This is a genomic window from Alteromonas sp. 1_MG-2023 (genome assembly GCF_030547075.1).
In the GTDB taxonomy this organism is placed as follows: domain Bacteria; phylum Pseudomonadota; class Gammaproteobacteria; order Enterobacterales; family Alteromonadaceae; genus Alteromonas.
Map to the genome: position 1 here is coordinate 165,675 of NZ_JAUOQH010000006.1, position 20,119 is coordinate 185,793.

The following is a 20,119-nucleotide window of genomic DNA, read 5'->3' on the forward strand; positions in this document are numbered from 1 at the left end:
ATATCCATGGATGAGTTGTTCCCCTCAAAATGGGGAACAACGTATTAAATTCAAGTCAATATTGCCAATGACTTGCTATCAGATACTCAGTTTATCTTCTCTCGACTATTGGTATCTACCGATAATTCGATAATCGGCATATTTAACGACTCCAATTGCTCTAGAATCGCATTTTTATCGCCAACAACGATAATTTGCAACGCATCTGTCGATAAATATTGCTTAGCCAGTGCGTTGATTTCATCTTTGCTAATGCTATTAATTATTTCAATTTGTTCGTTGCGATAGCCTTTTTCAAGGCCGTAACTTTGCAACTGACGAAGAAAGCGCGCTTTGCTATTGGGGGTTTCAAACTCTAACGCATCGCTTAACGTAAATGCATTTCGCATGAATTGAATTTCTTCATCGGTAACGCCTTTATCGACATACTGGTTTATTTCACTGAATATTTCATCTATTCCTTCAGCTGTATTCGCAGTGGTAAGATCGGTACCAACTTCAAACCAACCCAATGTCTTGCCACCCATGAAAGCGCTGTTCGCTCCATAAGTAATGCCTTTATCTTCACGTAAGTTAAGGTTAATTCGGCTATTAAAACCACCGCCTAATGGAAAGTTCACTAGGCGAGATTTGAAGTAATCGCCTGTAGCATCGAAAGGTAGGCTACGTTTAACAATATAAACAACAGATTGAACCGCACTGGGGCTATCTATCAAAAACACCTGATTTTCGTCATAGGTAGGGAATGCATCATAATCTTCAAAGGTATATGACTCACCCTCCCATTTAGACATGAAATCTAGTGCCTTTATTACTGCATCAGAAGTCATATTACCTACCACTACTGCGCTTGCTTTACTAGGCGAATAGTATTGCTTATAAAACTGCTTCACATCGTCAAGCGTGATGGACTGAACCGTTTCAATGGTGCCTTCATCAGGAAGACTTACGCGGTTATCTGCACCAAACAATACTAAATCTCTGGCACGACGTGCCAAACTAGATGGTGTTTTCGCTTGCTGCTGTAAGCCTTGTAATACTCGTTCTTTCATTCGAACAAAATCACTTTGCGCAAAAGCAGGATTGAAAAATTTCTCTTCCAACAATGCCAAGGTTGGTATCACGTTTTTAGTTAACGTAGATACGTATACCTGAGAGTAACGACCTGCTGAGCTAAAACGAATAGAACTGCCTAATTTTGCCAGCTCGTTAGCCAGCTCTTCGTTCGTATAGTTTTGCGTAGATTCATTCATCATTAACGCGGTTAGGTAAGCGGTACCCGCCTTACCTTCAGCATCAAGTAACATACCACCATCCATACTGATGGTTAACGCTACCGTTGGCGTTTCGCTCATGGTCACGCCTAATACATTTACGCCGTTTCCAAGTTCACGCTCCCAGTAATCTGGCACCGTTACCACGGGGGCATCGCCGGCCTTAGGCTGCACGGTTCTATCGAAACTAGATGGTGCAGAGGTATATTCGTGATTATCGGGCTCAGTTTCAGGCAATGTTCGAACTGGGCGCTCAAACGTAGGCTCGGCAGCCTGCAATTGCGTTTGACCTTTTGGCACAATGCTTAACACTACGCTGTTGGCATCTTTGATATATTTTTTATATACGCGCATTACGTCTTCAGCGGTCACTGAATTATAACGAGCGATATCTTCAGACACTAAATCTGGCGTTTGATAAAAAGTTTCATTGGCCGCAAGCGCAGTCACTTTGCCAGCTACGCTTTGTAAGCCGAATACAGTAGATGCTTCAATACTGCCTTTGGTGCGCGCTAAATCATCAGGCTTAACACCGCGGGTTTCAAATTCAGTTAATGTAGCTTCTATTACCTTGTGAAGTTCATCCAGCGACTGCACTTTGGCTGGATTAGCCAGCGCAATCAGCTGAAATTCACAGGCCAGCTCTCTACATGGATGTGACACTACGGCTTGGACAGCCATGCCCTCTTTCACTAAATTTTTATAAAACAAAGACGTTTTACCGCCGCCCAGAATATCAGAGAGCACATCTAACGGTGCTTCGTCAGGGTGACGTGCATATACAGTAGGGAAAGTGATTTGTAGTAAGGGTAAGTGAACCTTATCTTCTAACGTCATATAACGGGTTTCAGATAGAGTCACTGGCTGTGGCTCGGGATCTTTTACTTCGGGTCCTTTAGGAATTTCACCGAAATACTGGGCTATTAAGGCTTTAGTTTTCACCGCATCGATATCGCCACCTATCGTTAACACTGCATTGTTAGGCCCATACCAGCGTTTAAAAAAGGCTTTTAGGTCGTTTACATTGACGCGATCTAAGTCTTCAACATAACCAATTGTCATCCATGAATAGGGATGCCCTTCTGGATACATGGCTTCGCCATTAAGTTCGTGTCTAAGTCCGTAGGGCTGGTTATCTACTCGCTGAGCACGCTCATTCTTAACCGTTTCACGTTGGTTTTCGAACTTAGTTTGGTTTACCGCCTCAAGCAAATACCCCATGCGGTCTGCCTCAAGCCATAATACTTTTTCAAGTTGGTTGGCAGGCACTGTCTCGTAATAGTTTGTTCTGTCGGTATTGGTGGAACCGTTTAAACTACCACCCGCTTCAGTGATCACTTTAAAATGTTGCTCATCTGCCACATGCTTCGAACCTTGAAACATCATATGCTCGAAAAAGTGTGCAAAACCTGACTTACCCACTTCTTCTCGGGCTGAACCCACATGGTAAGTAACGTCAACATGTACAAGAGGATCGGAATGGTCTTCGTGTAGAATAACCGTTAGTCCGTTACTCAACGTGTACTTTTCATAAGGGATGGTAACTGCGGAGCTATCGGCGGGGGTTTCTACGTTTGCCCGTTGGCATCCGTTTAATACACTAATAGCGAAAACTGCAACAATAAGGCGTAACGCCAAACTTCCTGACATGCTTTATCCTTCTAGGTGGCCACACTTGCGCTGTACATATTATGTATACACGCACTAGCTTTTATAATACTACTACCGTTGAGACAATGGCCTGGGGCATACGTTTCATCGAAGACTACCAGACTTTTTAACGCTTTACTTGCTCTGACTTGCTATCATGGTATTAATTTATAAAATTCTGAAATACACTGGCAGTGAACACAGAATAGAAACGTAGTGAAAGGAACTTATATGGATCAGTCCGCAACAGTCTTAGATTTTGAATTTGGCATGTCTCAACTAAGCGGTAATAAAACACTGTTGTTAACTTTACTGAATAAGTTTTCAGACGAATATCGCACAGCAAACGACGATTTACAGCGATTAGTGAAAGAAGGTAATTTTGTCGACGCTTACTCGTTAATTCATACCTTGAAAGGGGTAGCGGGTAATTTAGGGTTATTTGCTTTGCATCATGCAAGTAAGCCGGTGGAAGCCAGCGTTAGAAATGACAAGTGTCTTCCTGATGACTACCCAAGCTTTTCTGCACTTATTGATGAAACCATTGCCGCTGTTGAAGCATTATCAGCAGCCCCTGAGCCTACAGCAGCGCCTATAGCTAATAGTGCCGTTGCCACTCAAGCTCGCGAGCAATTTATTGCTGCATTGAAAGCCAGTGAATTCATTTCACAATCTACTCTTGATGAGTGGTTGAGCGTGATGTCTCTTCCTGCTGAAACAAAGCAAAGTATTGAAGATGCGGTAGACGAACTAGACTACGACGAAGCCATTGAATTGCTCGAAAAAGCCTAAGTGAACGATATACCTATTTTAGTTGACGATAACGATGTACTTATCGTCAACAAGCCTTCTGGCATCGCCATGCATGACAGTGCTAATACTCCATATACTGCGGATACTGAAAATGCTAATGGCACTGGTACTGGTACTGGTACTGGTACTGGTACTGGTACTGGTAGAAATATAAGAACCGGTGAGGGCGCTGATTCTACCAATGCCAGTAATATAGACAGTAACAAAGACAGAAACATAGACACCCACACACTAGGTATTGTCAGCCTGCTTAGGAAGCAAACCGGTTATAGCCAGCTTCACCTTTGTCATCGCTTAGATACCGGCACCTCTGGCTGTTTATGCATAGCCAAAAATGCTCAGACAGCAGCACTTATTGGCGATGCCTTTGCCACCCGTCAAGTTAGTAAATACTACCTAGCCATTAGTGCCGACAAACCGAAAAAGAAACAAGGTACTATTGTGGGTGATATGAAAAACCGCCGTGGCGGCCAATTCATGTTACTAAAAAGCAAAGAGAACCCTGCAGTCACCCAGTTTTTTAGTCAATCAGCCAAACCTGGCTATCGCGGTTTTATCGTAAAACCGCTTACGGGCAAAACTCATCAAATTCGGGTAGCCCTTAAAAGTGTGGGTGCAGCTATCCTTGGTGATACGCTTTATAGTGGCGCACCATCTGATAGACTGCATTTACACGCCGGCTGGTTAAGCATTCCCCTACCCTCTCGCACTATTTCAGTGAAAGCGCCCATATTAGAAGGTGATTTATTCACTGACAGTGAAGTGGCGACTTGGTTAGCTGAATTGCCTGAACCAGATACTTTCAACTGGCCTGAAATTGCCCCTTCTTTACTACAGTTAGTTAGCAAGGCTTAGTGAACAATGGTAGGTAAAAGTCGAAAGGGGGAAGAAGACGCAATTAAAAAAATTCACGTAGCGGGCAGCGGCGCTATTGGCTCTTTACTCGCAGGGGCTGCAGAAAAGCAAGCCATGCCTTACGCGCTTTATCCTAGAATTCCAGTTTCTCGAGTCGATAAATCTGGTTTTCAGAAACCTAGCCTCAAGCAACAAAATGGTGAGCAACCTCAAACTGAGACACCCACACACTATTCACAAAATGACAATGAGACTCCCACTTCTTATTCTCTAGAATGGATAGACGGTTCCGAATACCCCGTTACGCAAATAAGCAGTACCAAACCTTACCTTTCTGATAACGACATTTTGGTATTGCCTTTAAAGGTACACCATTTAAAAGCCGCGCTTATTCAATGGCTGCCATTTTTAGGCAATAACACGCCAGTTGTGCTTTTACACAATGGTATGGGTGGGCATGAAATAGCGAAATCGGTATTACCGCCAAGCCAACCATTGCTGCTTGCTACCACCAGCCATGGGGCGATGAAGCGTACTGCAAATCAAATTATTTACACCGGTGTAGGGGCCACTCAGATTGGTATAGCCCCTCATTTGCTTTCGCAAAAAAACTCAACCATGCCTGAGTGGGCGAAAAGTGTGTGTCACTCTTTGCATGCACTACTTCCACCAGTGAATTACCAGACTGACATCATGAAAGCATTGTGGACTAAACTTGCTATTAATGTGGTGATAAACCCATTAACCGCACTGAATAATATAACCAATAGCCATATGGCCGGTGAGCAGTTTGCTAACGAACGCAAAACGCTTTGTGAAGAATTTGCTCAAGTGGCAAACGCCTGTGGGCAGTGTTTTGATGCGATTGAAATTGAACAACAGGTAATTAAAGTCGCAAGTCTTACTGGCAATAACTACTCCAGCATGCATCAAGATGTGAAAAACCAGCGACAAACCGAGATTGAAGCCATTAACGGCTACATTGTTAACATGGCACAAAAAAAGGGTATTGAAGTTCCCCTCAATACCCTTCTTACAAAACAAATCACTGCGCGTTTAACATAAGCGCTGTGAGTTGTTTTTTATATACGCTGCTTTTTATAACGTACTCATAAAGTCACTTATACGTTACGTCATCAGCACAGCTTACTCTTCTTCGGCGCCTTTCGACACTTCAGGTTTCATGTGCGGGAATAAAATCACGTCTTTAATTGTCGGGCTATCAGTAAATAGCATGGCCAAACGGTCAATACCAATACCTTCACCAGCCGTAGGCGGCAAACCATACTCTAACGCACGAATGTAATCTTCGTCGTAGTGCATCGCTTCATCGTCACCGGCATCTTTCTCTTCTACTTGCTTAGAGAAACGCTTAGCTTGATCTTCAGAGTCATTTAACTCGCTGAAGCCGTTTGCTAGCTCACGGCCGCCAACGAAGAATTCAAACCTGTCGGTAATGAACGGGTTGTCATCGTTACGACGTGCTAGTGGCGATACTTCCCACGGGTATTCGGTAATAAACGTAGGCTGTTCAAGCTTCTCTTCTGCTGTAGCTTCGAAGATTTCACATAGGTATTTACCAGCACCCCAGATACCGTCAACTTCAGGCTCTTTAATATGCAGCTGTTTCGCCATGGCTTTAAGTGCATCAAGGTTAGCTTCTGGGTCGCGAATAGCGGCTTCATTGGCTTCTGGCCAGTATTTCAAAATGGCGTTGCCCATGCTTAAGCGCTCAAACGGCTTACCAAAGTCGTACTGTACTTCTGAAACTACGTTCCCGTCGGTATCTTTGGTAGTGTTAGTAATAACACTAGAACCCAAAATATCTTCGGCAAGGGTACGCAACATGTCTTCTGTTAAGTTCATCAGGTCGTTGAAATCAGCATAGGCCTGATAAAATTCCAACATGGTGAACTCTGGGTTATGACGCGTAGAAAGCCCTTCGTTACGGAAGTTACGGTTAATTTCGAACACACGCTCGAAACCACCTACCACCAAGCGCTTCAAGTAAAGCTCTGGGGCAATACGCAAGTACATATCAATGTCTAACGCATTATGATGAGTAACAAACGGCTTCGCAGTAGCACCACCTGGAATAACCTGCAGCATAGGCGTTTCTACTTCAAGGAAGTCGCGCTGAGTTAGGTAGTTACGAATACCATTTACAATCTTACTTCTGATCATAAAGGTTTTACGCGTTTGTTCGCTAGTAATAAGGTCAACGTAACGCTGACGATATTTAGTTTCTTGGTCGCTTAGGCCATGGAATTTTTCTGGTAGAGGGCGCAATGCTTTGGTTAGCAATGCATACTCTTCCATGTTCACATATAAATCGCCTTTGCCCGACTTATGCAATACACCAGCAACACCAATAATGTCACCAATATCTAGCGCGCCATATTGGGCTTTAAGCGCTTTTTGAGTGTCTTTATCTGCGTAAGCTTGAATGCGACCTGTCATGTCTTGAAGCAACATGAAAGGACCACGTTTAGCCATAATACGGCCAGCAATGCTTACTTTGTTACCTTGCTCTTGCAAGGTTTCTTTTTCTAATTCACCGAACTTGCCTTGAAGTTCGTCAGCATAGTTTTCACGACGGAAGCTGTTTGGGAAGCCATTTGCACGGCACTGCTCACGAATTGCGCTTAGTTTTGCTCGGCGCTCAGCAATTAATTTATTTTCGTCGGTTTGTTGGTCAGTCATAACCTATTCACTTTCGTTGTTCGGATTACAGCCCTGATTTAAGGCTGGCTTCGATAAATTTATCCAGGCCACCATCTAGCACGGCCTGAGTGTTGCGTGTTTCCACGCCAGTACGCAAATCTTTAATGCGAGAGTCGTCTAGTACGTATGAACGAATTTGACTTCCCCAGCCGATATCTGACTTGCTGTCTTCCATCGCTTGTTTCTCGGCGTTTTGCTTTTGAAGCTCGTACTCGTAAAGTTTAGCTTTCAGCTGCTTCATCGCCTGATCTTTATTCTTGTGTTGCGAGCGGTCGTTCTGACACTGCACTACAATACCTGTAGGTTCGTGGGTAATACGCACCGCTGAATCTGTTCTGTTTACGTGCTGACCACCCGCGCCCGAAGCACGGTAAGTATCAATACGTAAATCAGAAGGATCGATATCAATATCGATATCGTCATCCACTTCAGGGTAAACAAACGCTGATGAGAACGACGTATGACGGCGATTGCCTGAGTCAAATGGCGACTTACGCACTAAGCGATGCACGCCCGTTTCGGTACGTAACCAACCAAAAGCGTACTCACCTGCAATACGCAAGGTAGCACTTTTAATACCCGCTACGTCTCCATCAGACACTTCAATAAGTTCGGTTTTGAAGCCGTGAGCCTCACCCCAACGAAGGTACATGCGAAGGAGCATATTCGCCCAGTCTTGCGCTTCTGTACCGCCAGAGCCAGATTGAATATCAATATAACAATCGTTGGCATCGTTAGGCTGTGAGAACATACGGCGAAACTCAAGCTTTTCAAGTTGCTCAAGTAGGCCTTCTAATTCTTTGTTGGCCTCATCGAAGGTTTCTTCATCTTCTGCTTCAACGGCGAGTTCAAGCAAACCTTCAACGTCTTCGGTGCCCTGCTCAAGGTTGTGAATTGTCTCTACAACCAGCTCTAAAGCCACCTTTTCTTTGCCTAACGCTTGTGCGCGTTCTGGCTCGTTCCATACCTCAGAGCTTTCAAGCTCTCGGTTAACTTCTTCTAAGCGCTCTGACTTTGCATCAAAGTCAAAGGTACCCCCTAAGCGCGTCGGTGCGCTCGCGGATATCTTTTATCGCATTGGTAACGGGGTTTACTTCAAACATAGTCCGCTTATCAACTGTAAAATAAGACCGCGGATAGTACCGAATCTGCACGAAATTTGATAGAGGCTTTGCGAAATAAAACAGCCGCTAAGCAGTTTTATTCAACTGTTTAGCAAGGGGGTCGTTAACCCGATAATACGTGTCATAACGAGTAAACAAATCACAGTGCTCAACAAGACGATTTACGTGTTAAAGACTCTATTAAAGCCTGTGCGAAAGTAGGGACGAAAGACTGAGGTAAAACTTAGAGTAAAAATTTTGAGGACGCGCGAACCTAGCCGGTGTATTCATCGTCTTTACTATTCACTACACCTGTTATAGTGAAAATAAATGAAACGGGACAAGCATGTAAACTCAAGTGCATACAAGAAAGTCCATAAGCGCATCGGGTTTTGTACGTTAGCAAGGGATGTATTTCGCGACCTATTGAACATTTTAATAGGACTTATTGAATTAATTCTACGGTATTTATGAGCAAACCTACGGCGTTAACAATAGACATGATTAACCTGCTTGTGCTGCAAGCAAAACATGGTAATGGCGATGCGTTCAATATGCTCTACACCCACTTTTTCATGCCTATGAAGCGCTTTGCGTTTGTGCGGGTCAACGACAATATGTTAGCCGAAGATCTTGTTCAGAACGTATGGTTAAAAATTAGTAAGAGAATTAAGACACTTAACGATATCACCCTGTTTAGAAGCTGGTTATTCAAAGCACTAAAGTGGGAAGTTTCTGACTGGGTGAAAAGCAGTAAAAATAAAATATTAACTAATAACGCTCATGAAGATGCTAGTGACTCTCAAGTAGCAGACCAAGCTTTAGACATGGAGCAGCTTATGCCAATCCTAGCAGCCTTGCCTGCATCTGAAGCTGACGTAGTAGAGCTTCATTACTTAAATGGACTTTCAGTAAACGAAACTGCACTTGCGCTGGATGTTCCAGTGGGCACAGTGAAGTCACGGTTATCGCGCGCAAGAGAAACGCTTCGCACTTCTATATACGGGGAATTTAACAATGAACTTTGAACAAAAGCTAAAGCAAGATCTTAACAAGCAATCCGAAGAACTCGACTCGCTGATGAGTGAAAATAACAGTTTAGGCGGTTACCTTAAACTAGGTTTCAGTAACGACATGGGCTGGATGATGAAAGCAGCTTACGGCTTAGGTGTACTATTTTCTATTGCTCTTTTTTACACTGGCTATCAGTTTTTTACGGTTCACCAGAATGAGCAAGTATTTTGGGGCGTGTGCTTAATACTGAGCTTTCAGGCACAAATCGCCACCAAACTATGGATTTACATGCAAACCAACAGAATGTATATCTCAAAAGAATTGCGCTTGCTTACTGCGCGCAATTCATGAGTTAGCAGCCAGCAATGAACATGCTCGCTACGCTTTTAAGATGACGTAAACCATCTTTTTAAAAGCTAACTATCTTTTCGAACAATCAGTTCAGATGCTGTCTGGCTTTCTCGCTTTTTGAAAACCTACCCAGCCAGCCATTGCACTTACACTGGTTAAGAAGATGCCCCAGGCCCAATCCACCACTGTGATAAACAGCGTAAAACCTTCAACAATACTGTAGTTAGTTAGGTTATAAGCGCCATAACTGGCGAGCCCAAGCAGCGCTCCATCAATACCTGCGTAATAAAGTGGTTTGTCTCTGTTTGCCACAACGGCTAATACAAAGACGACAAACCCATACATTAAATAGAACACTACCCAAGGCCAAGTAATATAGTTTTCTCGCAATAAGCTCGCCATTTCGGTGGTATACCAGTCACGGGCTATCCAACCTAGCCATAGTGCATCTAGCACACCAAAGCACAATAAAATGGCCAGTATCGAAAGAAGGATACTGGAAGAAAACATAATGATTTTTTGAAGCATGAACTCGCGTTCCATCCATAAACATGCGCAGGTTTTCAGTTTGTCATGTCTATGAATAAAATAGCAATATGTAAAATTTTTATCCTGACGAAACTAGTTCAACCTCACTGCTAGGTAAGTGACTTGCCCTTGGGATGATTGAGGCAGAAAATATAAACCACCGTACAAAAAGTACTGAGTGTCATGTATTTTTACTGGTTGCGCACCTTCAGGAAGTGCATCGTAGTGCTTGCCTGCTTCATACTCACCGCTGTCTGCTCGCGACCATTCAACGGGAGCTTTCACTACGATATACTCCCCCTCTAACCGTTTGTAATACACCCCTTCTACAACATAATAGGTTTGCCCATCGACAAAAATGGTATCGGGATTCTTAGGTAAGGTATGAATGATAAGTCCTGGAGGTGGAAGCACTACAGTAAAATCCCCCCCCATTTGACGATAATACACGCCGTTTCTATATCGATAGTCTATGCCATGGTGACGAATGAAGGCAGCGTCTTTAGGTAAATGCCTTACTCTATGGCCTGGCTCATATCGCGGAGATGCTAGCACTGCAACAGCAACCCCCGCCGCAATGCCCGCACCTATGCTTAATGCCGCATTTCCACCGTGAAAGCCGCCACGAGCACCACCATGTAGCGGCACTGCACATGCGCTTAGCAAGGTGATTGAGCAAACAATGGGTATTAAGCGTAATTTCATAAGTAGTTTCATAAATATTACTCCCAACAAATAAAGAGTACGGCGACAATGCCGTGTACTTAGTTATATGGGGGTATAGACCAATACAAGAACCGATCTTCTTGTGCCTTTACTCAACATTTACCAGGCTTACAATTTTTACTCACTAGTTCCCGACATGGCGATATCAACTGCACTTTTACCCATGGTTTGTTCACCCACATATTTGGGGTCGAATGCGGTTCTAGAGAATATCTTTCTAACTAATGGCTCGAAGTGTGACAATGGTTTTGTAGGATAGTCAGGATCGAATGATGATTGATCCCACTTTTCACAAAAATCCACACAGGCTTGATACCAAGGATGGCCTTTTAAGTACTCGCGCTCATTCGGGTCACCCCCTAAAAAGTGAGCGTAATACACGTTTTGAAATAACCCATGCTGATTAATTATCCAAGTCACTTCAGGTCGCACATAGGGGCGTAAAATCGAGGCCGCGTATTGCGAGTGATTGTGCGGCGCTAAGTCATCTCCGAGATCATGAATAAGTGCCGCTACTATCATTTCCTCATCGGCGCCATCGGCTTCAGCGCGGGTTGCTGATTGCAATGAGTGTCCAAGTCGTGAAACCTGATAGCCTGATAAGGTGTTTTCTAAATTTTTCAGTGCTTCCAATATTCTATCGGGCAAGCCTTTCGCGTATTCATCTTCGTGTTTGGTAAGAAACAAATACTCTTCTTTTGTTCCGTCTTTCATCTGGCGAAATTGAACAGTTTCCATCACTTAACCTCTCATTCCTGCTGTTTCTGGTTCAACGTTGGTACTCGCTATTTCTAGCTCACCGTTCATATTTACTGCTTCTAGTGCATCGTTAGTGTGAATAGAACTCTGCCTTCTTTTAAGCGCATTGTAACGGCCTTTCGGTGCATCAATATCAATGTAAGCGCCTTGCAGGTGACGACGCCCTTCACTAGGGTCAAACCCTGTACGCCCATGCAACACCCGCGTGTTGTGAAACATCTGCAATTGACCGGGCTCTAACCTAAAGCGCCATTCATATTCAGGCGAACACAACAATTGCCCCAAACGTTTACGGGCACGATGAAATATAACCATTTCGTCATTCTGTAATAGCGGCAAATAGTCGAGTCGCGGGCTATAGGCAATCCCCGTAATTCTGCCGCTAGGGTCAGATTCAATCATGGTACGCCTTTCTATCAAATCAACATCCTTGTCATAATAGCGGTAACGAACAGGTATCTTACAAAGCAATGCGAATCCGTCGGGATCTTCTTTTTTCAACTGCTCTAGCACCGACAGACTATCTACCAATGTAGACAAGCCTTCTGTCGTTTGGTTTTCTAAACAATGCAGAAGTTGAATACCCGGCATGGGGTTTCGGTAAGGGTTATCGGTATGTGGCCCTAAAGGTACTGAACGATAAGCGAGATCGTTCGAATTTGGACGGGTGAAAACCTCGAAGTATTTACCAAAATTAGTTTCTCTCACATGGCCAAATAGGCTCGCTACTTCTAATACCGCGTCTGATTCAGTAGGCACGTTATCCACAATTAGCACCCCGTAGGTTAAGAATATTTCTATTCCTTTGATTAACCCCGCTTCCGATTTCAACGTGGCTAAATCAATATGAAATAATGATTTGTCTACATCGCTTTTCCACGGAATATCGTTTGGCGCGCCATCCCAAACATCGAAGTCGGCAGCGAACTCATTCAAGTCGTACTCACCTGAATACCCGTCACTGAACGTCAGGTTTGCTAGTGTATTGTGCTTTTTTTCGACCTTAATCAACGATACATCTTCATCTAACTGATGCGGGTCGAAAAAGCGCTGTTTAGTGGTTTTATCAAGGTTTTTTGAATCTTGGCAACGCTCACGAAGCCATAACGCGGGTAAAGGATAGTGTTGTCCATTTACAGTCGCTGACACGGAAGCATTCGCTTCGTTGATAATATAGTCTATTTGTTGCACGAGAATCTCCCTTAAAAATCAATAGGAGAAGTATCAAGTAATCGTTGTTTATATTACAGTAGCAAAGCCTTATAGCTAACATGCAAATTAGTAATGATGAAAGAATCTGAATTACCTACACTTAACGGCTTATTGTGTTTTGAAGCTACAGTACGACATGGCTCTATGACATTAGCGGCCGAAGAGCTTGGTATTACACAACCTTTGGTGTCCCAAAGAATTCGCGCTTTGGAAGATGTGGTGGGTGGCATTCTAATCAATCGAGGTAAAAAGCCTGTGGCACCGACGGTTGAAGGGCTCAAGTATTACAACGCGTTAAGGGGGTCTACATCGTCAATATTGCGTGCTACCAATAATACACGAGAAGACTTCCGTGAAACAAAAACTAAAATTTCCATTAGCGCCTATTTTGGTTTTGCTTTTCACTGGCTAATGCCTAGGCTACAACGATTACAACAAGCTTTCCCAGATTACCTTTTTGAAATACAACCTACCAACAGCTTAACCGACCTAACCAGCGCACATGCAGATATATTATTTCACTTTTCTTTAAAAACCGGTAAATATCAGTTTGAAAAAATGTTAATTCCCGAAGTGGTTTTTCCTGTTTGTTCACCTGAATTTGCAACTAAATATAATTTGAAAAGTGGTCAGTTACTTAGTGATTTAAGAAACCTCCCGCTACTGCACAAAGATGTAGATGATTCCCGCTGGCTAAATTGGCAACGGTGGGCACAAGCGCTAAGCGTTAAGCCCTCTACAAGCCCTATTTCTTTTCGGTATAACAACTACCCCCTTATAGTAGAAGCAGCTATTGGCGGACACGGGCTCTGCTTAGGATGGGAAGGCTTAATAAACCCTTTTATTGAAGAAGGTAAACTTATTGAATTAGGGCCGCGGTTAAAGTCTGCCACTAGGGGATACCAGATTTGTTCAGATCAATATGCAAACTTCGCGATAGGAAACGTGATTAAGTGGTTTATTAGAGAAGTAGAGCAAGATTAGCTTATAAAAAGTAAAGGCGAGGATTACTCGCCTCCTCGCCTGAGCACTAGCACTAACTTATAAAACCTGAGCGGTCATTTTCATTGTGAGTTCAGCGGTTTGTTTACCTAAATTTTTAAGTTGTTTGATGGTTTTCTCATCGGTAACTGCCCCACTGTCGTCCATTAAGCTATTTACTTTTGCCACAGCTAGTTGTGCAGGTAACACCGTTACACCAATGTTTGCCAACAGCATGCGTAAAACCACTAGCACTCTCATTCCACCCAAACCGCCGGCAGATGCAGCCATAATACCTGCCGTTTTACCTTTAAAAGCCTGCATAGGTTTATCACCTTCTTCCATGCGAGTAGCCCAATCTATGGCGTTTTTAAGTAATGCAGGATAACTTGAATTGTACTCTGGAGACGCAATTAAAAAGCCATCATGTTCAGTTAACAACTGCTTGAAGGCTCTCGCATTGTCTGGCACACCAGATTCGCGCTCTTCATCTTCGTTAAAAATCGGCATAGGGAAATCTACAAGATTTATAACCGTGACTTCAGCACCGAACTCCCGTGCCCCCTCAACAGCAACATCCAGTATTGCTTGGTTGAAAGAACCGTTTCGTGTACTACCTGAAAAAGCGAGCAACTTGGTCATAATGTAAATTCCTATAAGGTTACCAATAATGAATAAGGCCTATTAGCTAATTACATTACTACAAATCTACGATTAAAAATGCCCAGATAAAGCCAAATACCTACGCTTTTGTCGAGAAAAAGTGATTTAACCAAGCGCCAATTGACACAATTCCAATCTTTGTAAAGATTAATTAAAGTAACTACTTAAGTATAATTAACCCTTTTATAGTTACTTAACTATACTTAAGTTATGAGAGGTTTAGGTACGGCTTAAAAATTTCGCGTAAATTACAGAGCCTCTGAAATTAGCAGTATTAACTGCATATGGAAATCGCTCCTCAACACATAGACTGCCTACTATTAAAACTGCAAATGCGACGAAAATGACTTTGAGGCATTTTCTTTCATTAAATGGATTTATTACTCGCGTATGAAACACTTTTTCAAATCATTGCAGTCTAGAATTATTATCCTTATTGTTATTGTTGCCTTACCAGGTTTAGTAGGTATTTTTTATGATGCCTACGTTGAAAGAGAGCATGCGATTAATGGGGCATTCAATCAAGCTGTAAATACCGCTCAAGCTACTACTAAATTTCAAGCCACACTTATTGATAAAACACATATTTTTCTACAGAATTTGTCAAATTTTGAGGCTGTTAAAAACCCTAACTCCCCCGAATGCAGTGCGTTTTTAGCCGATGTCCTCAAAATGAATAGCAACTATATTAATTTAGGTGTTCCAAGAGCGGATGGCGAATTACTCTGTAATGCCCACCCCATTCCAACACCCGTTAATGTTTATGACCGCCCTTACATTCAAGAGGCTATATCTACTCAAGGTTTCGCTATTGGTGAATTTCAGATTGATCGTGCCACTAATATTACCAGCATAAACTTTGCGTACCCTGTCATGAATTCTGACACAGATACTATTGTTGGATTAGCGGTTGCTGTCATTTCGTTAGAATGGTGGAGTGAAAGGCTGTCAGAATCACACCTTCCAGATAATACGGTTGCTTATATTACTGACAACGACAATAGAATAATTGCTACTTACCCAACGAATAACAAGATTTTGGGCACAGCGTTAAATACCATCAATAGCAGAATTGACGTTGAGAATACTCAATTGGATATCAACGCTTTTATCAGCAACGATCCTCATCAGCGTGTGTTTGTGAATCGCCCTCTCTTTAATGATGGCCAACAAATTAGCATCACCGTGGGCATTCCTCTGAAGCACGCCCTTGAAGCAATAGACGATAGGTTAGCGCAAACCACCTTAATTTTAACGACAATCGTACTTTTATTAGTAGGTGTGGCGGTTTGGGGCGTACGAAGAAATGTATTGAAGCCAATACGTACGTTGCTTCAATCTACCAAAGCCCTTTCAGAGGGAAAAGACATAGGTAATGTGCCAGTGCATGGCAGTGCCGAACTGGTAAAGTTACAACAGCGCTTTACGTCGATGGCTAAAACACGATTAGATGCGGAAAGGCAACTTATTGATAGCCAAGCCTCTTTGCAAGAAAGTAAAAACATCTTGGCCAGTCATATAGAGAATACACCACTAGGTTGTATTACATGGGATACCCACTTAGTTTGCACTGCTTGGAATAAATCTGCAGAACTGATTTTTGGTTATACCGAAACTGAAGCTGTCGGTAAACATGCCTATGACCTTATCGTGCCTCCAGAACTACACGCGGAAATAGATGAAGCATTTGAGCTACTACTGAAAAATAGTGGCCCCAAGAGAAGGGTTAATCACAACGTTACTAAGATGAAGAACATCATTGTTTGTGAATGGTACAGTACACCTGTGATTAACCTTAAAGGGGAAGTTGTAGGCCTAACCTCTTTAGTTCAAGACATTACTCGAAATAAACAATTAGAAGAAAAACTAAAGCTTTCGGCTAGCGTATTTTTTCACGCAAGAGAAGGTATCTTTATTACTGACAGTAACGCCAATATTATTGATGTAAATGAAACCTTCGTTGAAATTACAGGATACAAACGAGAAGACGTACTAGGTAAAAAGCCCAATATGTTCAAATCGGGAAAGCAGTCACAGGAATTTTATCGAGACTTATGGTCATCAGTCATCAATAACGGTTTTTGGGCAGGGGAGATTTGGAACAAGCGAAAAAATCATGAAATTTATGCCCAGCTACTTACCGTTAGTGCGGTAAATGATGATGAAGGCAACATAAAAAACTATATTGCCATTTTTAGTGATATTTCTGAGGCCAAAGAGCAACAACATAAATTAGAGCACATGGCACACTACGATGTGCTAACTAACTTACCCAATCGCTCATTACTTGCGGAACGATTAGACAAAGCTTTAGCACACTGTAAAGCCGAACAACGCTATGCCGCAGTTGCGCTACTCGATTTGGATGGGTTCAAGGAAATTAATGACAACTTTGGTCATGGTGTGGGTGATGAACTTTTAGTTATTCTCGCTAACCGACTAAAGGGAACATTGCGCAATACCGATACTATTTCTCGCTTCGGTGGTGATGAGTTTGTCGCGGTTTTAGCAGATTTAAAACAAACCCAAGACTTTGCTGCTATCATAAAAAATATGCTTAGAGTGGCATCTGAACCTGTGCAAATTGGTGAACAGCAACTTAAAGTTTCTGCAAGTATTGGAGTGACAATATACCCTGCCGATAATACCGATGCCGATCAGCTTATACGCCATGCGGATCAAGCCATGTACGTGGCTAAGCAAAAAGGCAAAAATTGTTATCACTTGTTCGATATAGAGTCTGAAGATGCTATTAAGGCCCGCCATGAAATATTACAAAGCATAGCAACCGCGCTGAACAACAGAGAGTTTATACTTTACTACCAACCTAAGGTGAACATGCGCACGGGCGAAGTAATCGGCGCCGAAGCACTTATTCGTTGGCATCACCCGGTAAAAGGTATTCTGTCTCCAGCTGAATTTTTACCTTTTATTGAAAATCATCAACTCGGCATCGATATTGGTGAATGGGTTATCGAAGAGGCATTGCAACAGTTCAGTCAATGGAAGCACTCAGGTATTATTTTACCCATTAGTGTGAATATTTCTGCCTTACAAATACAGCAACGAAACTTCCCAATTCGTTTAGAACGACTTCTTGCTAAGGTCCCCAATGTTCCACCTGAAGCCTTGCAATTAGAAGTGCTTGAAACCAGTAAGCTAGGTGATGTTAAGAAAGTATCGAAGATTATGAATGCCTGTATGAAATTAGGCGTTACCTTTGCCATAGATGATTTTGGTACGGGCTATTCCTCTCTTACTTACTTACGACGCTTGCCTGCTGCACTGATTAAAATAGACCAAACCTTTGTTCGAGACATGTTAATCGACCCTGAAGATAAAGCTATTGTAGCTGGCGTAATAGCCCTTACTACCTCGTTTAATCGATGTGTGATTGCAGAGGGTGTAGAAACTATTGCTCATGGTACGTCGCTGCTGAACCTTGGTTGTGAACTGGCGCAGGGTTATGGAATTGCCCGCCCCATGCCGGCCTCTGACATGCCAGATTGGATCACTCAATGGACAACAAAAAATGAATGGAAAGCACCTTTACCAGAACTTCTCGACAGTGAAATATAAAAAAGGCTGACATAAAGTCAGCCTTCCCAGTTTACCAATCGCTTTTCATTCGTAGCTGATTCCAAGTAGCTGATTCCAAGTAGCTGAGTCCAAGAGGCTGAGCCCAAGAAGCTTGGAGCTAGTAGTATAGAGTCAAAAACTTAGGGCAACCTGAATTACATTTTTTCTAGCGTTTCAATACCAAGCAAGTTCAAGCCTTGGCTTAACGTGCTAGCGACTAAAGCCGACAGAGCCAAACGGCTGTCTCGCACTTTCAACTCAATACCGTCTTTAAGCATTGGGCAAGCTTCGTAGAAGCTCATAAAGGCGCTGGCTAGTTCATACAAGTAGGTACACAATACGTGAGGCGTTGCATCACGTGATACCAAACCTACCACCTCTTCAAATTGCAGTAACAATACCGACAATGCGTGTTCTTGTTTTTCAACAATATTGATATCTACTGGCATGGTCTCAATGGCAACACCCGCCTTTCTGAATAAGCTTTTAACCCGCGTGTAAGCGTATTGCAAATACGGGGCAGTATTGCCTTCGAAGCTCAACATGGTGTCCCAGTTAAACATATAGTCAGTGGTACGGTTTTTACTTAAATCAGCATATTTTACTGCGCCAATACCTACTTTTCGGGCAACTTCCGCTAATTCTTCTTCAGATAAATCGTTGTCACGCTCGGCAATCAATTTACCTGCACGCTCTACCGCTTCATCTAATAGCTCAACCAATTTAACCGTACCGCCGGTACGGGTTTTAAATGGCTTTCCGTCACTGCCTAGCATCATACCGAATGGGCAATGCTCGTAGCTTTGAGTGGTTTCCATAAAGCCCGCTTTACGGCCAACAATTTCGGTTTGCTTGAAATGTAGCGCTTGGCGAGCGTCGGTAAGAATCAGGGTTCTATCGGCGTTTAACGTGCCGCTGCGATAGCGCATAGCCGCTAAATCTGTGGTGGCATATAAATAACCGCCACCAGATTTTTGCACAATATAAACCGCTGGGTTGCCTTCTTTATCGGCCAATTCAGGAATGAAAACCACTTGAGCGCCTTGGTCTTCTACCGCAATACCCTTTGCTTTTAAATCGCTAATTACGTTAGCTAAATCGTGGTTATAGGCCGACTCACCCATAATATCGTCCCGAGTTAAGCTTACGTTTAGTTTTTTATAAACGTCTTCAGAGTGTGCAATAGACACATCAATGAACTTTTCCCATAAACTTAGGCATTTTTCATCACCGCCTTGAAGCTTAACGACGTATTCACGTGCACGATCGGCAAAGCCTTCTTCCTCGTCGAAACGCACTTTTGCTTCACGGTAAAAGTCTTCTAAATCAGACAATGCCGTTTCAGCGACTTCTTGTTCAAGTTTGTCAGACAAATGCGCTAGCAACATACCAAACTGCGTACCCCAATCACCCATGTGATTTTGGCGAATGACCTTGTTACCCAAAAACTCCAGCACTTTCACCACAGCGTCACCAATAATGGTGGTACGCAGGTGTCCTACGTGCATTTCTTTCGCTAGGTTTGGTGAAGAGTAATCTACCACTACAGTTTGTGCTGGCGATTTTGCTACGCCAATGCGTGGGTCGTGTAGCGCTAACTCACACTGATTTGCCAGCCACTCATCGTTCAAATGAACATTGATAAAGCCTGGGCCAGCCACTTCTAATTTACTGGCTACATCGTCAAGTTTTACGATCTCAACAATCTTTTCTGCAATATCGCGAGGCTTTTGTCTGAGCTGTTTCGCCAACGCCATTGCGCCATTGAATTGATATTCACCAAATTCAGGACGAGCACTGCGCGATACAGGAATAGGTGCGTTTTCAACACCCATTGTTTCTAAAGCTTCACTAAATCGATTAATTAATAATGCATGTATATTCATA

The 20,119-nt window shown here is 43.0% G+C and carries 16 protein-coding genes; 7 read left to right on the forward strand and 9 right to left on the reverse strand.

The features are described 5' to 3' along the window. Nucleotides 1–86 precede the first annotated feature (86 nt). Nucleotides 87–2,924, reverse strand: a complete 2,838-nt coding sequence (locus tag Q4561_RS08795; RefSeq protein ID WP_303459288.1) for a pitrilysin family protein — start codon at nucleotides 2,922–2,924, stop codon at nucleotides 87–89. Nucleotides 2,925–3,155: 231 nt separating this feature from the next. Between Q4561_RS08795 and Q4561_RS08800 the strand changes: the two genes are divergently transcribed. From Q4561_RS08800 to Q4561_RS08810, 3 genes are read left to right on the forward strand one after another with little or no spacing between them, the layout of a single operon-like run. Further along, entirely contained in the window at nucleotides 3,156–3,716 is a 561-nt protein-coding gene (locus Q4561_RS08800) for an Hpt domain-containing protein (protein ID WP_303459291.1), read from the forward strand. After that, nucleotides 3,717–4,592, forward strand: a complete 876-nt coding sequence (locus tag Q4561_RS08805) for a pseudouridine synthase (RefSeq protein WP_303459294.1) — start codon at nucleotides 3,717–3,719, stop codon at nucleotides 4,590–4,592. It abuts the gene before it with no gap. A 6-nt stretch (nucleotides 4,593–4,598) separates the two neighbouring features. Next, entirely contained in the window at nucleotides 4,599–5,657 is a 1,059-nt protein-coding gene (locus Q4561_RS08810) for a ketopantoate reductase family protein (protein ID WP_303459298.1), read from the forward strand. Between the two features lie 81 nt (nucleotides 5,658–5,738). Here Q4561_RS08810 and lysS read toward each other — a convergent pair whose 3' ends face one another. Continuing rightward, nucleotides 5,739–7,295, reverse strand: a complete 1,557-nt coding sequence (gene lysS / locus Q4561_RS08815) for a lysine--tRNA ligase (RefSeq protein ID WP_303459301.1) — start codon at nucleotides 7,293–7,295, stop codon at nucleotides 5,739–5,741. 25 nt (nucleotides 7,296–7,320) lie between these two features. Then, a protein-coding gene (gene prfB / locus Q4561_RS08820; RefSeq protein WP_126871927.1) for a peptide chain release factor 2 occupies nucleotides 7,321–8,419 on the reverse strand; the annotation gives its coding sequence in 2 pieces (ribosomal slippage) (nucleotides 7,321–8,343 and nucleotides 8,345–8,419; 1,098 coding nt in all). 470 nt (nucleotides 8,420–8,889) lie between these two features. Between prfB and Q4561_RS08825 the strand changes: the two genes are divergently transcribed. Together Q4561_RS08825 and Q4561_RS08830 are read left to right on the forward strand one after the other, a co-directional pair. Next, nucleotides 8,890–9,447: an RNA polymerase sigma factor gene (locus Q4561_RS08825; protein WP_303459304.1), complete on the forward strand. Its 558-nt coding sequence runs from the start codon at nucleotides 8,890–8,892 to the stop codon at nucleotides 9,445–9,447. After that, nucleotides 9,437–9,784 carry a DUF6768 family protein gene (locus tag Q4561_RS08830; protein WP_303459307.1) on the forward strand — a complete coding sequence of 116 codons (348 nt, stop codon included), beginning with the start codon at nucleotides 9,437–9,439 and terminating at the stop codon, nucleotides 9,782–9,784. The genes Q4561_RS08825 and Q4561_RS08830 overlap by 11 nt, the downstream gene beginning before the upstream one ends. 90 nt (nucleotides 9,785–9,874) lie before the next feature. Here Q4561_RS08830 and Q4561_RS08835 read toward each other — a convergent pair whose 3' ends face one another. The 4 genes from Q4561_RS08835 to Q4561_RS08850 form a co-directional block, all read right to left on the reverse strand. Further along, nucleotides 9,875–10,312 (reverse strand): DUF2177 family protein, encoded by a 438-nt coding sequence (locus tag Q4561_RS08835; protein ID WP_303459310.1) that lies wholly within the window; start codon nucleotides 10,310–10,312, stop codon nucleotides 9,875–9,877. 93 nt (nucleotides 10,313–10,405) lie between these two features. Continuing rightward, entirely contained in the window at nucleotides 10,406–11,029 is a 624-nt protein-coding gene (locus Q4561_RS08840; protein ID WP_303459313.1) for a DUF6515 family protein, read from the reverse strand. Between the two features lie 126 nt (nucleotides 11,030–11,155). Then, nucleotides 11,156–11,776, reverse strand: a complete 621-nt coding sequence (locus Q4561_RS08845; protein ID WP_303459314.1) for an HD domain-containing protein — start codon at nucleotides 11,774–11,776, stop codon at nucleotides 11,156–11,158. 3 nt (nucleotides 11,777–11,779) lie between these two features. Then, nucleotides 11,780–12,988, reverse strand: a complete 1,209-nt coding sequence (locus Q4561_RS08850; protein ID WP_303459316.1) for a TauD/TfdA family dioxygenase — start codon at nucleotides 12,986–12,988, stop codon at nucleotides 11,780–11,782. A gap of 93 nt (nucleotides 12,989–13,081) precedes the next feature. Between Q4561_RS08850 and Q4561_RS08855 the strand changes: the two genes are divergently transcribed. Then, nucleotides 13,082–13,993, forward strand: coding sequence for a LysR family transcriptional regulator (locus Q4561_RS08855; protein WP_303459318.1), 912 nt, complete (start codon nucleotides 13,082–13,084; stop codon nucleotides 13,991–13,993). A 57-nt stretch (nucleotides 13,994–14,050) separates the two neighbouring features. Here Q4561_RS08855 and Q4561_RS08860 read toward each other — a convergent pair whose 3' ends face one another. After that, entirely contained in the window at nucleotides 14,051–14,632 is a 582-nt protein-coding gene (locus Q4561_RS08860) for an NADPH-dependent FMN reductase (protein WP_303459319.1), read from the reverse strand. Nucleotides 14,633–15,043: 411 nt separating this feature from the next. Between Q4561_RS08860 and Q4561_RS08865 the strand changes: the two genes are divergently transcribed. After that, complete coding sequence (locus Q4561_RS08865; protein WP_303459320.1) at nucleotides 15,044–18,232, forward strand: EAL domain-containing protein; 3,189 nt, start codon at nucleotides 15,044–15,046, stop codon at nucleotides 18,230–18,232. Between the two features lie 155 nt (nucleotides 18,233–18,387). Here Q4561_RS08865 and argS read toward each other — a convergent pair whose 3' ends face one another. Next, on the reverse strand, nucleotides 18,388–20,118 hold the full coding sequence (gene argS / locus Q4561_RS08870; RefSeq protein ID WP_303459322.1) for an arginine--tRNA ligase: 1,731 nt from the start codon (nucleotides 20,116–20,118) through the stop codon (nucleotides 18,388–18,390). Between the last annotated feature and the right edge of the window lies 1 nt (nucleotide 20,119).

Coding starts and splice junctions, on each gene's coding strand:
- Q4561_RS08835 (WP_303459310.1), bottom strand. CDS start 10,312: ATGCTTCAAAAAATCATTATGTTTTCTTCCAGTATCCTTCTTTCGATA.
- Q4561_RS08800 (WP_303459291.1), top strand. CDS start 3,156: ATGGATCAGTCCGCAACAGTCTTAGATTTTGAATTTGGCATGTCTCAA.
- Q4561_RS08825 (WP_303459304.1), top strand. CDS start 8,890: ATGAGCAAACCTACGGCGTTAACAATAGACATGATTAACCTGCTTGTG.
- Q4561_RS08795 (WP_303459288.1), bottom strand. CDS start 2,924: ATGTCAGGAAGTTTGGCGTTACGCCTTATTGTTGCAGTTTTCGCTATT.
- lysS (WP_303459301.1), bottom strand. CDS start 7,295: ATGACTGACCAACAAACCGACGAAAATAAATTAATTGCTGAGCGCCGA.
- Q4561_RS08810 (WP_303459298.1), top strand. CDS start 4,599: ATGGTAGGTAAAAGTCGAAAGGGGGAAGAAGACGCAATTAAAAAAATT.
- Q4561_RS08855 (WP_303459318.1), top strand. CDS start 13,082: ATGATGAAAGAATCTGAATTACCTACACTTAACGGCTTATTGTGTTTT.
- Q4561_RS08840 (WP_303459313.1), bottom strand. CDS start 11,029: ATGAAACTACTTATGAAATTACGCTTAATACCCATTGTTTGCTCAATC.
- argS (WP_303459322.1), bottom strand. CDS start 20,118: ATGAATATACATGCATTATTAATTAATCGATTTAGTGAAGCTTTAGAA.
- Q4561_RS08860 (WP_303459319.1), bottom strand. CDS start 14,632: ATGACCAAGTTGCTCGCTTTTTCAGGTAGTACACGAAACGGTTCTTTC.
- Q4561_RS08865 (WP_303459320.1), top strand. CDS start 15,044: ATGAAACACTTTTTCAAATCATTGCAGTCTAGAATTATTATCCTTATT.
- Q4561_RS08830 (WP_303459307.1), top strand. CDS start 9,437: ATGAACTTTGAACAAAAGCTAAAGCAAGATCTTAACAAGCAATCCGAA.
- Q4561_RS08845 (WP_303459314.1), bottom strand. CDS start 11,776: ATGGAAACTGTTCAATTTCGCCAGATGAAAGACGGAACAAAAGAAGAG.